Source organism: Sinorhizobium sp. GQ132 (assembly GCF_059758575.1).
Map to the genome: position 1 here is coordinate 742,877 of NZ_JCAXDX010000001.1, position 13,236 is coordinate 756,112.

General features: G+C 65.0%; 14 protein-coding genes. 11 read left to right on the forward strand and 3 right to left on the reverse strand.

The genetic code is table 11. From position 1 onward, the window contains the following. Positions 1-7: 7 nt before the first annotated feature. The 5 genes from AC6CIG_RS03360 to AC6CIG_RS03380 all read left to right on the forward strand — a co-directional run bounded on the left by AC6CIG_RS03360 (position 8) and on the right by AC6CIG_RS03380 (position 3,821). Entirely contained in the window at positions 8-868 is an 861-nt protein-coding gene (locus AC6CIG_RS03360; protein WP_102761509.1) for a shikimate dehydrogenase, read from the forward strand. 183 nt (positions 869-1,051) lie between these two features. Next, a complete protein-coding gene (locus AC6CIG_RS03365) occupies positions 1,052-1,630 on the forward strand; it encodes a sigma-70 family RNA polymerase sigma factor (RefSeq protein WP_180980705.1) in 579 nt (192 codons plus the stop codon). A gap of 81 nt (positions 1,631-1,711) precedes the next feature. Next, a complete protein-coding gene (locus tag AC6CIG_RS03370; protein WP_018096024.1) occupies positions 1,712-1,963 on the forward strand; it encodes a hypothetical protein in 252 nt (83 codons plus the stop codon). After that, positions 1,960-3,276 carry a tetratricopeptide repeat protein gene (locus AC6CIG_RS03375; RefSeq protein WP_102761507.1) on the forward strand — a complete coding sequence of 439 codons (1,317 nt, stop codon included), beginning with the start codon at positions 1,960-1,962 and terminating at the stop codon, positions 3,274-3,276. The genes AC6CIG_RS03370 and AC6CIG_RS03375 overlap by 4 nt, the downstream gene beginning before the upstream one ends. A gap of 65 nt (positions 3,277-3,341) precedes the next feature. Continuing rightward, positions 3,342-3,821, forward strand: coding sequence for a hypothetical protein (locus AC6CIG_RS03380; protein ID WP_180980711.1), 480 nt, complete (start codon positions 3,342-3,344; stop codon positions 3,819-3,821). Between the two features lie 17 nt (positions 3,822-3,838). Here the strand turns inward: AC6CIG_RS03380 and AC6CIG_RS03385 are convergent, their stop codons facing one another. Beyond that, positions 3,839-4,636 carry a CE1 family esterase gene (locus AC6CIG_RS03385; RefSeq protein WP_102761506.1) on the reverse strand — a complete coding sequence of 266 codons (798 nt, stop codon included), beginning with the start codon at positions 4,634-4,636 and terminating at the stop codon, positions 3,839-3,841. A gap of 100 nt (positions 4,637-4,736) precedes the next feature. On the opposite strand from AC6CIG_RS03385, the gene AC6CIG_RS03390 reads away from it, so the two are divergent. The 3 genes from AC6CIG_RS03390 to AC6CIG_RS03400 are packed head-to-tail and all read left to right on the forward strand — an operon-like array spanning position 4,737 to position 8,796. After that, positions 4,737-6,368: a thiamine pyrophosphate-binding protein gene (locus AC6CIG_RS03390; protein ID WP_102761505.1), complete on the forward strand. Its 1,632-nt coding sequence runs from the start codon at positions 4,737-4,739 to the stop codon at positions 6,366-6,368. Beyond that, the gene (locus AC6CIG_RS03395; protein WP_102761750.1) at positions 6,346-7,503 is read left to right on the forward strand and encodes an OpgC family protein; all 1,158 of its coding nucleotides are present in this window, start codon (positions 6,346-6,348) and stop codon (positions 7,501-7,503) included. The genes AC6CIG_RS03390 and AC6CIG_RS03395 overlap by 23 nt, the downstream gene beginning before the upstream one ends. Positions 7,504-7,512: 9 nt before the next feature. Beyond that, a complete protein-coding gene (locus tag AC6CIG_RS03400; RefSeq protein ID WP_018096018.1) occupies positions 7,513-8,796 on the forward strand; it encodes a CaiB/BaiF CoA transferase family protein in 1,284 nt (427 codons plus the stop codon). 15 nt (positions 8,797-8,811) lie between these two features. Here the strand turns inward: AC6CIG_RS03400 and AC6CIG_RS03405 are convergent, their stop codons facing one another. After that, complete coding sequence (locus AC6CIG_RS03405; RefSeq protein ID WP_102761504.1) at positions 8,812-9,264, reverse strand: YHS domain-containing (seleno)protein; 453 nt, start codon at positions 9,262-9,264, stop codon at positions 8,812-8,814. Between the two features lie 211 nt (positions 9,265-9,475). On the opposite strand from AC6CIG_RS03405, the gene AC6CIG_RS03410 reads away from it, so the two are divergent. Beyond that, the gene (locus AC6CIG_RS03410; RefSeq protein WP_245425066.1) at positions 9,476-9,877 is read left to right on the forward strand and encodes a thioredoxin family protein; all 402 of its coding nucleotides are present in this window, start codon (positions 9,476-9,478) and stop codon (positions 9,875-9,877) included. A gap of 3 nt (positions 9,878-9,880) precedes the next feature. Next, positions 9,881-10,600, forward strand: coding sequence for a cytochrome c biogenesis CcdA family protein (locus AC6CIG_RS03415; protein ID WP_102761502.1), 720 nt, complete (start codon positions 9,881-9,883; stop codon positions 10,598-10,600). A 143-nt stretch (positions 10,601-10,743) separates the two neighbouring features. Here AC6CIG_RS03415 and AC6CIG_RS03420 read toward each other — a convergent pair whose 3' ends face one another. Next, a complete protein-coding gene (locus tag AC6CIG_RS03420) occupies positions 10,744-12,168 on the reverse strand; it encodes an aminotransferase-like domain-containing protein (RefSeq protein WP_498322304.1) in 1,425 nt (474 codons plus the stop codon). 81 nt (positions 12,169-12,249) lie between these two features. On the opposite strand from AC6CIG_RS03420, the gene AC6CIG_RS03425 reads away from it, so the two are divergent. Next, positions 12,250-13,110: a DMT family transporter gene (locus AC6CIG_RS03425; protein WP_498322305.1), complete on the forward strand. Its 861-nt coding sequence runs from the start codon at positions 12,250-12,252 to the stop codon at positions 13,108-13,110. Positions 13,111-13,236 lie beyond the last annotated feature (126 nt).

Sequence of the window (13,236 nt, forward strand, 5' to 3'; positions counted from 1 at the left end):
CCGACGCATGACCGAAACGCTTGTGAGATCCTTGAAGGCGGGCCTGATCGGCGCGGGCATCCAGGCATCGCTGACGCCGGCGATGCACATGGCGGAAGGTGCGGCGCAGGGCATTCGCTACGATTATGAGCTGATCGATCTCAACGTGCTGGGGGCGAGCGAGAAGGACCTGCCGCGCCTGCTCGCCGACGCCGAGCGGCGGGGGGTTGCCGGGCTCAATATCACCCATCCCTGCAAGCAGGCGGTCATTCCTTATCTCGACGAGCTCGCCCCCGAGGCACGGCAACTCGGCGCCGTCAACACGGTGGTCCTCAGAAGCGGACGGCGCTACGGCCACAATACGGACTGGTGGGGTTTTGCCGAAGGCTTCCGGCGCGGCCTGCCGGATGCCGACCTCTCCTGCGCTGTGCAGCTCGGCGCCGGCGGAGCAGGCGTCGCCACGGCCTATGCCGCGCTCTCGCTCGGCTTGCAGCGGCTGGTCGTGTTCGACCGCGAGGCCGGCCGCGCGCAGGCGCTCGCCCGCATGCTCTCCCCTCTCTTTCCGAAAGCCGAGGTGGCGGCCGGCACCGACCTCCCCTCGGAAATGGGAAATGCCGCCGGCCTCATCCACGCGACGCCGACCGGCATGGCGAAATATCCCGGATTGCCGCTCGACGCGGAGCTTCTTTCGCGAAGCCATTGGGTCGCCGAGATCGTCTATTTTCCGCTGGAAACGGCGCTTCTCGGGGAGGCCCGGCGGCGTGGCTGCAAAACGCTCGACGGCGGTGGCATGGCGGTGTTCCAGGCGGTCGGCGCGTTTCGGCTGTTCACCGGGCTCGAACCCGACGCGGCGCGGATGCTCGGCCACTTCAGGGCGATGACCGGCTGAAGGCGCCCGGTCACGCAGGTTTCATTTGACGACCGGCTTGTGTAGCGTGTCATTCAAGGAGGCACGGGGCAACGGGCGGTTGTGATGGGGCTTACATTCTGGTTATCGGCGGCGGCGTTCGCCGTCAAGTTCAGCATAGACGAGCATTTTCTGAGCCTCCTCCGCAGGGGAGACCAGAAGGCGATGAGTGAGCTGATTGCACGGCACCACGGTGCTTTGGTCAGGCTGGCGGACAGCATTGTCAGGAACCGGGCCGTCGCGGAGGAAGTCGCCCAGGAAACCTGGCTCGCCGTCATCGCCAACCTGGGGTCCTTCGAAGGCAGATCGGCCCTTTCCACCTGGATCATTTCCATCCTCCTGAACAAGGCGAAGAACCACGCGAAGCGCGAGAGCCGCTATGCCGCATTGGGAAAGGGGGAAGACTCGGGGCGGGATCCGGAGCAGACGCTGCGCAGCCGATTCGACGAAAGCGGCCATTGGAGCGAGGCGCCGGTCTCCTTCGATGGTCTCACGCCGGAGCGGATCGTCGCCGGGCGCCATCTCTGGGAGCATGTGCGGCAGATGATCGATCGCTTGCCGCCAGCCCAGAAGGCGGTCCTGGTGATGCGCGACGTCGAAGGGGCAGACGCTGCGGAAACCTGCCGCCTCCTGGACCTTACTCCCGAGAACCAGCGGACCCTTTTGCATCGGGCACGTACGCGCATCCGCGACGAGATCGAGACGCAGTTGACCGGCGACCGGACAGCGCTCACGAAAGCGTGACCCCCTGTCCTGTAACGTCCGGCCAGTTCGCCGGTCTCACGGGAAGGACCCGATCAGGTTCTTCATCGTGAGACGAGCAATATGCTGAAATGCAGGGAAATACCGGATCTTGCCAGCGACTTCGTCAGCCGGGACGGCTCGAAGCGGACCAATCTGCTGGTCGCCCTGCATCTCCTGCAGTGCCGAAATTGCCGCACTTATGTGCGGGGCATGAAGATCGTCACGAGGCTTGCCGCAGCCAGCCTGGACGACGACGTTCCAGGCGATCTCTATGCGAAGCTCGGCCTGACTGCACCTGATCGCGAAGGTCCTGCACAGGAGCCGAAGCGATGAGACTGGATGCCTTCAATCTTTCCACCAGCACGACGAGCGAAGAGGCGCAGACCGCGTTCGAGCAAGCCGTCTACGGCCTGGCTGCCCACCGTCCGACGACGGGTGCCGCCCTCGACGCGGCACTGCAGGCAGATCCCGGGCATGTGGCGGCGCTTGCGCTCAAGGGATTTGCAAGCCTGATCCTTGCCCGATCGGAACTCGTCGCGCCGGCGGGTCAGGCGCTGATCGCCGCAAGGCGCGCGATGACCAGCCGTGACGGCGGCACGCGTGACGAGCGAATTCTCGTCGAGTCTCTGGACAGAGCGGTCGGCGGCTCCTTCTCCGAGGCGGCGAGACTGCTCGATGACGGGTTTTCCGAACGGGCGACAACGTTTCTGCCGTTCAAGATCTCCCATGCGCTGCGGTTCATGCTGGGGGATGCTGCCGGCATGCTGTCGGCCAGTTCCCGTGTCATGGAGCAGTGGAGCACGGACACGCCGGCTGCCGGATTCATGCTCGGCTGCCACGCTTTCGCGCTCGAAGAGCTCGGCTTCTACGATGCGGCCGAGGAGGTCGGCCGGCAAGCGGTCGGACTGGAGCCCGATGATGCCTGGGGTCGCCACGCCGTGTCGCACGTCTACGAGATGCGCGGAGAGGCGGCGAAGGGGATAAACTGGCTGGAACACGGCCGGGCGTCCTGGACCCGGTGCAACAATTTCTCCTTCCACATGGCCTGGCATCTGGCGCTTCTGCATCTGGAGCAAGGCGATCATGATCAGGTCCTGAGAATCTACGACGACGAGGTTCGCCCGCGGCAGACCGACGATTTCCGCGACATGGCCAATGCCGTTTCGCTTCTTTGGCGCCTCGGCCAGACGGGTGTCGATGTCGGATCGCGCTGGTCGGACCTGGCGGAGACGGCGCTGAGCCGGCGCCGCGACACGACTCTCGTCTTTGCCGCCCTGCACACGCTCGCGGCCCTGGTCGCCCTCGGCGAAACCGACAGCGTGCGAGAGATGGTCGAGGAACTCGCCTTGAAGGCCAGAGGCACCGGCGAGCAGGCGCGCGTCGCGGCCGATGTCGGGCTGCCCCTTGCCCGCATCATCGCGGGGTTGTCGACGGGCAGGGATCGCCGCTCGCTCGACGCGATCCTCGCCGACCTGCCCAAGATCGGCGGCAGCAATGCGCAACGCGACTTCTTCGTTCTCGCCCTTGCCAAGGCCGCCGGTGCCAATGGCGACAGAGCCGCATTCTCGCGCATCTGCAGCGTGCGCCGCCACCTCAAAGTCGAGGACCGGCTGCTGGGCTCCATCGAGACCCATGCCTCCCTGTGAAACGAGAGCCGTGACACAGGACGCCTGTTCACCCCACCAGTATCGGAGATACCGACATGCACACGATGACTGCCCGGCGGGGGGCGCTTTTCCCGACAGTTTCCGCAAGATTGCTCCCCACCATCGTTCTCGCCGGCCTTGCCGCCGATCTCGCCTGGGAGTTCTGGGCGCGCGTCATCACGCCGATGCTGGTCGGCGGCCCGCTCGAGCCGGCGGCTCTCGTCCAGAGCGTCTTCGGCTTCCAGAACCGTTTCCTGGCGGAAGCCATCCATGCGGTCGTCGGCGTCGTCTTCTATCCGATCGGCTATCTCTTCATCGCGCGTCCGCTTCAGCGGCTCATTCTGCCCGGACTGCCCCTGATCCTGACCGCGCTCGGCTTCGGGACCGGCCTCTGGATATTCGCGCTCTACGTGATGGCGCACCTCATCGCCGGACTTCCCGCCTTCCTCGGCTTCATACCGCTGACCTGGGTGTCGCTCGCCGGCCACCTCCTCTTCGGCGTCGTCGTCGCCTTTGTGGTCGACTGGCGCGAGAGCGGGAAATGACCACCAGCGCCCAAGGTTCAGAATCCGAGTCGTGTCAGGCCCCTGTCGAGATATTCCGGCCTCACCTGATGTCCCCCGTCGTAGAGGCAGAGCGTCACCTCTCCGCGAACGCAGCCGACGGTCACGGTGCAGGAAAGGTCGGCGACTTCGATAGCCTCGACATCTCCCTCGCACCGGGCGGCCTCACGCGCGAAAGCGACGGTTTTGAACGTATCTCCCTGATGGAACCTCCTCCCGATCGCTTTTCCGGCGAGAGGGAAGGTTCCATCCTGCCGTCCATGGAAGTGGATGATCGGCGGCAGGTCCGGTACGCAGTCCTCAGGTTTCGGAAGCGGGTTCCAGAAGACGCCGGAAAAGGTGACGGCACCTGCGAGCCGGTCGCCGGAACGGCAGAGGCTGTACCAGGCCATGGAGGCGCCTTGCGAGAAGCCACCGACCAGCGTGTTGGAACGGTCGAAATCGAAACGCTTGTCGAGGTCGTCGAGAACCCGGCGCACGAAGGCTGCTTCATTGCGATAGTGCCCCGGCGCATTCGGATGCGACCAGGTTCCCTGCACCCCGTCCACCGCGACGAAGGCCAGGCCGTGCCGGCGCGCGGTGTCGACCAGCGCCCGATGCCGCATCTGCAGTTCCGCGGAGCTGCGATAGCCGTGGAAGAAGACATAAGCGCCCTTGGGCTTGCCGCCCTCGGGCATTTCGATCCGGTAAGAACCGCCTTCGACGGGGCATGGGACCGAGCCTCCGCAGGCGACGGCGCCGGTTCCCGTCGTAAGAAAGCAGATTGCGGCCAGAACGGCCGGGGGAGCGATGCGCATGCGTTGATCTCCGTCGGCGGGACAGCCGCAGACATAGCGCCTTTTCCGCGAACCAACAATTTCACGTCCGCTCACGTCGTCGCGAGAGGTATTCGACCCCATGAGTGAAAGCCGCGAAAGACCAGTTCCAAGAGTAGCCGACACCATTGCCGCAACCCTGCACGCGCATGGCGCCCGGCATGCTTTCGGCATGCCGGGCGGCGAGGTGGTGACGCTTGTCGACGCGCTGGAAAGAGCCGGCATTCGCTTTCAACTGGCCCGCCACGAGACGGCAGCAGCCTCGATGGCTGCCGGCGCCGGCCTTGCGAGGGGCGCGCCCGGCATCCTGGTCACCACGGTCGGCCCGGGCCTTGCGAATGCAGTCAACGGCATTGCGGACGCCCTGCAGGAACGCGTTCCGCTGGTCGTACTCTCGGGTGTCGTCGATCGCTCCACCCGGGCGCGCTACACCCATCAGGTGATAGACCACGCCGCTCTCCTCCGACCGATCGTCAAGGCAAGCTTCGAAGTCGAGCCGGAGAGCGCCGCTTCCACGGTTGCGCGTGCACTCGCCATCGCGAGGGCGGAACCGATGGGACCGGTGCATCTCGACCTCTCACCGGCGGTAGCGGCAATGGACGATCCAGCCCCTCGCATCGTCGGGCCGCCGACCGTCCGCCGCCCCTCGGTCGGCGCCGACGACGGGGCTGTCGCAAGCCTTGCCAGATGCCTGGATGCGGCCCGCAGACCGATCATCCTCGCCGGCTTCGAAGCCGCCCGCGAGGGAGCCGGAGAGGCCATCCGCCTTCTGGCGGAGAAGATCGAGGCCCCCGTGGTCACAACCTACAAGGGCAAGGGCCTGATCGATGAGACGCACCCGCTTTCGCTCGGTGCGGCCGGGCTCTCGCCCGCCGCGGACCGGGTCCTGCTCGCCCTTTTCAACGAGGCCGACCTCGTCCTGATGGTCGGCTACGATCCGATCGAAATGCGTCTCGGCTGGCTCGATGCAGCTGATTCCGCCCGCATCGTCGAGCTGACGGCAGCGGCCCCCAACCATGCCATGCATCACTGCGGCTCCCGTTTCGTTGCGGATACGGCAGCAACGGTGCAAGTGCTCGCGGAGACGGTTGCCGGCCACCCGTCATGGCCCGAACAGGAACCCGCAAGGGCCGCGAACGAACTGAAGCGCATCTTTCTCGCGCCTCGCGCATGGGGGCCGCATGCGATCATCGAAACGCTGAACGAAATGGCCGGATCAGACGCCCTCGTGACGGTGGACAGTGGCGCCCACCGCATACTCCTTTCCCAGAAATGGGTCTGCCGGCGCCCGCTTTCGCTCCTGCAGTCGGCGGGGTTCTGCACCATGGCCGCCGCGCTGCCGCTGGCGATCGGCGCGAAGGTGGCCGATCCGTCGCAACGCGTCATAGCGGTCATGGGAGACGGCGGCCTGGAGATGGGGCTCGGCGAGCTGGCGACGCTCCGGGATCTGGCGCTTCCCCTGACGGTCGTCGTCTTCCAGGACTGCAGCCTTGCCCTGATAGCCCTGAAGCAGCGGGCAAGCGGGCTCGCGCCCGCCGGCGTCGCGCTCGGCCAGACCGATTTTGCGAGGATTGCCGAGGGGTTCGGCGGTTACGGCGTCAATGTCGACGATGCCCCTGCCCTGCAGCGCGAACTCGGGGCGGCCGAAAGCCGCTCGACCTTCACTCTCATCAGTTGCCGGTTTGATGCGGATGCTTACCAAGACGCCTTCTGAACTGACGCTGCCGGCTTCAGGCATTGCGGGCAAGCGCGCCCGCGATCCGCGGCTCGATGTCTTCCGTGGCATCGGCATGCTGATCATCCTTCTTGCGCATGTGCCGAACGACCCCTGGGCGCTCTGGATACCGGCGCGCTTCGGCTTTTCCGACGCGACCGAGATGTTCGTCTTCCTCTCGGGCATGGCCTCGGCGATCGCCTTCGGCAGATTGTTCGACCGGAAAGGTTTCGGGCTCCTGACCGCGCGCGTGGTTCACCGGTGCTGGCAGATCTATTGGGCGCATATCGCCGTCTTCCTGACGGTTGCAACCATCATGGCGGCGGCGGGGCACAAGCCTGACGGCACCTCCTATATCCAGAGCCTCAACCTCGTCCGCTTCTTCGAAGATCCCGGACCACTGCTCATCGGCCTGATGACGCTCACCTATGTGCCGAACTACTTCGACATCCTGCCGATGTACATGGTGATCCTGGCGCTGATGCCGGTCATGCTCATCGCCGAGCGCGTCGCCGCCTGGCTGCCCTTCTTCCTGATGGCGGCGTTGTGGCTGTCGGCTCAGTTCGGCCTCGCTCACCTCCAGGCCGAGCCCTGGAGCGACCGTCCCTGGTTCTTCGACCCGTTCGGCTGGCAGCTCATTTTCTTCCTCGGCTTTTTCCTCATGCGCGGGACGGTGAAGCTGCCGGTCGGGAGCCGCAAGCTGTTGATCGCTTCGGTCGCCTTTGTCGTCGTCACCGTTCCCTTCGCCTGGCATGTGATCCTTTCGGCTTCGCCCTTCTTCCGGGAGGTAGCGCAGGCGATCGGCCCGCTCACGAGCAAGACCGATTTCGGTATCCTGCGGCTGGTCCATTTTCTGGCCCTTGCGCAGATCGCCATGCTGGTCGTCGGCGAAAAGGGGGCGCGGCTTCATCATCCGGCGGTCCGGCCGCTGACCGCGATCCTGATCAGGGTCGGCCAGCAATCCCTTCCGGTCTTCATGACGGGCATGGTGGTCGCCCAACTCATCGGCATCGCGCTTGACCATTCCGGGCGGGGCGCCTTGGCGGTCGCGACTGCCAATCTCGCCGGTTTCGCAATTCTGGTGGCGACAGCCCACGTGGCGGCCTGGTTCAAGCGGGCGCCCTGGACGGCGTGAAGGAGTTTTATGGTGGAACAGAGCAAAAAAGGCGCACTCGCCGGTATTCGGGTCCTCGATCTTTCGCGGATTCTCGCCGGGCCTACGGCGACGCAGTTGCTGGGCGATCTCGGCGCCGAGGTCATCAAGGTGGAGAGGCCGGTTTTCGGCGACGATACCCGGCGCTGGGGGCCTCCCTTCGTGCCCGGCGCGGAAGGAGCGGATAGCGACCTCAGCGCCTATTTCCTTTCCGCCAACCGCAACAAGAAATCGATTGCCATCGACATTACCGACAAGGCCCAGGTCGAACTCGTGAAAAAACTCGTGGCGATCTCGGACGTCGTGATCGAGAACTACAAGCCGGGAGACCTCGCCCGCCGCGGCATCGGCTACGAGGACATGGCGCGCATCAAACCCGACCTCGTCTGGTGCTCCATATCCGGATTCGGCCAGACCGGCCCCTATCGGGACAGGACCGGATACGACTTCCTGATCCAGGCAATGGGCGGGATGATGAGCATTACCGGACACCCGGACGAAGAGGGAGGGCAGCCCACGAAGGTCGGCGTGGGCATCGCCGACGTCATGTGCGGAATGTACGCCACGATCGGAATTCTGGCGGCGCTCCGGCATAAGGAGACGACGGGAGAGGGCCAATATATCGATCTTTCCCTCTACGACACGCAGGTCGCCTGGCTCATCAACGCCGCCACCAACCATCTGGTATCGGGGAAACGACCCGAGCGGATCGGAAATGCCCACCCGAACATCGCTCCCTACCAGACATTCCCCACGGCCGATCGTGACCTCGCGGTGGCCGTCGGGAACGACGAGCAGTTCAAGCGCTTCTGCCGCGCCATCGGCCTGCCGGAACTGGGCTGCGACGCCCGCTTCCGCGCCAACTGCGACCGTGTCGAAAACCGGAACGACCTGGCGAAGATAATAACTGAAGCGCTCCGGGCGGATGGTGCGGACGTCTGGGTCGAGCGCCTTCTGAAGGCGGGCGTTCCTGCCGGGCAGGTCGCCGGTGTCGACGAAGTACTCGCCGACCCGCACACATTGGCACGGGACATGGTCATCACCATGGAGCAGGAGGACGGGCGGCCGGTGCGTCTCCTCGGCAATCCGCTGAAGCTTTCCGCGACCCCGGTTGCCTATCAGCACCCTCCGCCGCATCTCGACCAGCATCGCGCCGAAATCATCGGACTGGTCGAAGGCAGCGACGTGGCCCACTGCGACCGGGGGATGATCCGCGAAGGGAGGCCGCGCCCGCATCCCCGCGATATCGAGCCGGATCGCCGAACGGGCTCCTGACAGCCCTCCTCCAGCCTACTGATCCTTGACCGCGGGCCAGTTCTGGTCCGCCTTGGAGATGTAGCCCGCCTTGTCCTCACGCCAGGTGTCCTGAATAGCCGCGTCGTAGTTCAGGTAGAGTTTCCCACCGACGATCGTGAATGCATGTGGCTCGGTGGGCGCCTTGTAGCCGCGCGCGGTGCCGTAGGCGCAGTAGCCGCCGTATTGCGGCAGGTACTTCTCCGGTTCCGCTATGAAGAGCGTGCGGTTGCCCGCCGTCGCGAAATGGAAAGTCGCACCCTTGTAGGCAGCGTTGATTTCGGGCGAGCCCTTGGTTGGCCCGCCGGATGAGAAATAGCTGACCGGATCGTAGCCCGAGATGGCCACGCCGTTCAGCTCGAAGATTTCCCCGGCCGCTGCGGGAGCAGCGGCAAGGGCGAGCGACAGGCAGGCGGCGGCAACGGCGCGCGTGCAGTGGAAATTTGTCATGCATATCCTCCTGAAATTCCGAGGATGAGACCAACGAAAGCCGCTTGCCGTTTCGCCGCCGCCGATCACGATCTTGTGTTCCACAAAGCGTAACGTTTCCCCGCCATGGCCTGTCGAATCCACTGAACGGCGCTTCGGGGCATTCCCCCTCCCGAGCCGCCGCTCGGCAGCGGCCGCTTCGTGGGTAGCGGCTCATGAGAGGAGATCAAAGATGAGAGCTTTCACACGCATGGCAGCGTTTGCCGGTACCGCATTCGTCGCCCTGACCGCGGCGACCGCATTCGCGGGCGAACTGAAACCCTTCGAAACCACGGCTTTCGAGGCGGCGCAGCAGGCGGGTAACCCGATCGTCGTCGATATCTGGGCGAGCTGGTGCCCGACCTGCGCCGCCCAGGAACCAATTGTCGAAAAGCTGGCCGCATCGCCCGATTTCTCGGACGTAACGGTCTTCAAGGTGGATTTCGACAAGCAGAAGGACGTCGTGCAGGCGCTCGGTGCACAGCGCCAATCGACGCTGATCGCCTTCAAGGGAGCTTCCGAGACGGCCCGCTCGGTCGGCGATACCGACCCGGCCTCGATCGAGACATTGTTCAGATCGGCATTGACGAATTGAACGATGATTTCAACGCTGATTTTCGCGACGATCGCAGGGGTGCTTTCCATCCTGTCGCCCTGCGTTCTTCCACTGGTACCTATCGTGCTCGCGACCGCCATCGGCAAGCACCGCTATGGCCATCTTGCACTTGCGGCAGGGCTGGCCGGCTCCTTCGTGGCGATCGGGATGTTCGTCGCCTTGCTCGGCTTCGGTATCGGGCTCGACCTCGACTTTTTCCGCTCGTTCGGCGCGTTGCTGATGATCGGCCTCGGCGTCGTCCTCATCCTTCCCTCGATGCAGCTCCGGTTCGCTACGGCAGCGGGGCCGATCGGCAATTGGACCGAGCGCCGCTTCGGTGGTCAACATGGCGATGGCTGGAGAGGCCAATTCGTCGTCGGCCTTTTGCTCGGCACCGTCTGGAGCCCCTGCGTCGGTCCGACCCTCGGCGCCGCGTCACTGATGGCAGCGCGGGGCGAGAACCTCACTCAGGTCTTCCTGACCATGGCCGCCTTCGGTCTTGGGGCCGCCGCGCCGCTATTGCTCCTCGGCCAGCTGTCGCGTGAGGTCCTCAACCGCTGGCGGGACCGGATGCTGGGCTTTGGCAAGGTCGCAAAAGCCGTATTCGGCGCCGTGTTGCTGGTGATCGGGATCGCCATCCTGACAGGCGTGGACAAGCAGCTGGAGGCCGCGCTGGTCGAGGCTTCCCCGGCCTGGCTCACGAGCCTGACCACGCGTTTCTGACAGGGGCCTGCACGGTTTCTCCGGTTCAGGCATGGGCTTGTCACTGAACGAGGAGAGGCTGCAGGCCTCCGAAAACTTTCCTACAGCGCCGCGCGTCTTACGAGACGCAACAGGCCTTAGAACGTGCCTGGAATGATCGTGATCTACGCAGCGGCCAGGAGTGCTGCAAGCTCGCGAAAAAGCCGCTCGTCTTCCGACTGGGCGACATTGAAGCGCAAGAACCCGCTGGCCGTCTGCGTATGACTGAAGACATTGCCCGGCGCGAGCACGATGCCTCTGGCGAGCGCTTGCCTCGCTAGCTTTGCGGCATCGATGCCGTCCGGCAGCCGGCACCAGAGAAACATGCCCGCTTGCGGCTCGATCCATGGCGTGATCCCGATCCGGGCGAGTCTTCGGGCAGTCTCGGCCATCGCCCCTGCCAGGCGCTGACGCACCGTCTCCATGTGCTTGCGATAGCTGCCGTCTTTCAGGAGCGTCAGCACCAGTTCGGAGGAGAAGCCGGCGGCGCCGAAGCACGTGGCGATCTTGAGGTCGGTCAACGCCTCCACCCATCCGCGAGGCGCCACGATGAAGCCGCAGCGCACCGCCGCCGACAGCGTTTTCGAGAAGCTGCCTATGTGCACCACCCTTTCGAGCCCGTCGAAAGCCGCAAGGCGCGGCGCCGGCGTCTCTTCGAAATCGGCGAAGATATCGTCCTCGATGATCGTCAGCCCGGCCTGCTCTGCAAGCTTGAGCAGACGATGGCCGACGAGCGGCGACAGCATTGCGCCGGTCGGATTGTGAATGGCGGAATTGGTGATGTAGAGCCGCGGCTTGTGCTCTGCGAGCGCTTCGGCGAAGCGGCCGATGTCCGGCCCGCCGGGCGTATAGGGAACGCCGACGATTTTTGCCTGATGCGCCCTGAGGAGTGCGTGGAAATTGAAATAACACGGATCGTCGACGAGCACCGCATCCCCCGGCTTCAGCAGGAAACGGCAAAGCAGATCGATCGCCTGCGTGCCGGATTCGGTGAGCAATATCTGATCGGGCGACGCCTCTATGCCGTGCTGCGCCACGCGCCGTGCCAGAAGCTGACGCAGCGGCAGCAATCCGAGTGGCGAACCATAGTCGACGAGCGTGGCGGCGGCGCCGCGGGCGATGCCCCGCAACGCCCGCCGTAATCCTTCCTCCGGCATCCAATGCGGCGGCAGCCAGCCGCATCCGGGCCTCAGTACCCCCTCCCCCGGCTCAAGGGCCTGGCGCGAGATCCACAGGGGATCGACGGCCCGGTCCACGCGCGGGCCGATCTCGGCAAGCGTGAGCGGCGCGAGCGGCGCCGCTACGAAGAAGCCCGAGCCCGGCCGCGAGCGGATCACACCTTCGGCCTGAAGGCGCTCATAGGCCTCGACCACCGTGGACTTGGAGACTTTCATCGTCAAAGCGAAGGAACGGATGGACGGGAGCCTCGCGCCGGGCGTCAAACTCCGCGCGGCTATCCGGTGCTTCACCGTGCCCATCACCCTGGTGATCAGGCTTTCGCCAGCGGCACTCGTCGCTTTCAGCTGCATCCGTACTGGCCCTTTCTCCATGACAGTTCTTATCAACTGTACCCTACTGTCTCTGGAACGGCCAGCGATCCAGCCCGATACCGGAGAAAAAGGAGCATAGGTATGAACAAGGCAGCAAGCGGCTGGATGAGTGGTTTGATCGGCGTCGTGATCTTCAGCGGTTTGTTGCCGGCGACCCGCGTCGCAGTGATGGACTTCGACCCCATCTTCCTGACCGTGGCACGGGCGACGATCGCCGGACTGCTCGCCTTCTGTCTGCTCTTCGCGTTCCGAGAAAGACGGCCTGCCCGCGGAGACCTCGCATCGCTGGCCGTGATCTCGCTCGGTGTCGTCGTCGGTTTCCCGCTTCTGACGGCGCTTGCGCTGCGTCACGTGACCTCCGCCCATTCCATCGTCTTCATCGGCCTTCTGCCGCTTGCAACCGCGATTTTCGGCGTGCTTCGCGGCGGCGAGCGTCCACGCCCCGCCTTCTGGGTGTTCTCCGGCCTCGGCAGCGCGATCGTCGTCGGCTTCGCGGCACGGCAGGGCTTTTCCGCCTCGCCGATCGGGGATCTCCTGATGCTCGCTGCCATCGTCGCCTGCGGGCTCGGTTACGCGGAGGGTGCGAAGCTGTCGCGCAGGCTCGGCGGCTGGCAGGTCATTTCCTGGGCCCTCGTCCTCTCCCTTCCGATCATGACGGCCCTGATGCTCGCCACCATGCCGTCGAGTCTTGCGGGCTTGAGCGTCGCTTCCTGGCTCGGCTTCGGATACGTTTCCGTCTTCAGTATGCTCATCGGCTTCATCTTCTGGTATCGCGGCCTGGCGCTGGGAGGGATAGTGGCGGTCGGCCAGTTGCAATTGCTGCAGCCCTTCTTCGGCCTTGCGTTGGCTTCGACATTGCTCGGCGAGTCCGTGAGCTGGGGCATGCTCGCCGCGACGGCCGCCATCGTCGCCTGCGTTGCCGGCGCAAGAAAATTCGCCTGAGCTCCGGCGACCGTTCCTCAAGTCAGCCGGCGTCTGCCCGCAGCCATTGATCGGTGATACTGTTGCGATAACGGCACGCCGGAACCTTCGCGGCGATCCGCCGTTTCATTCGGACCGGTCGCGCGA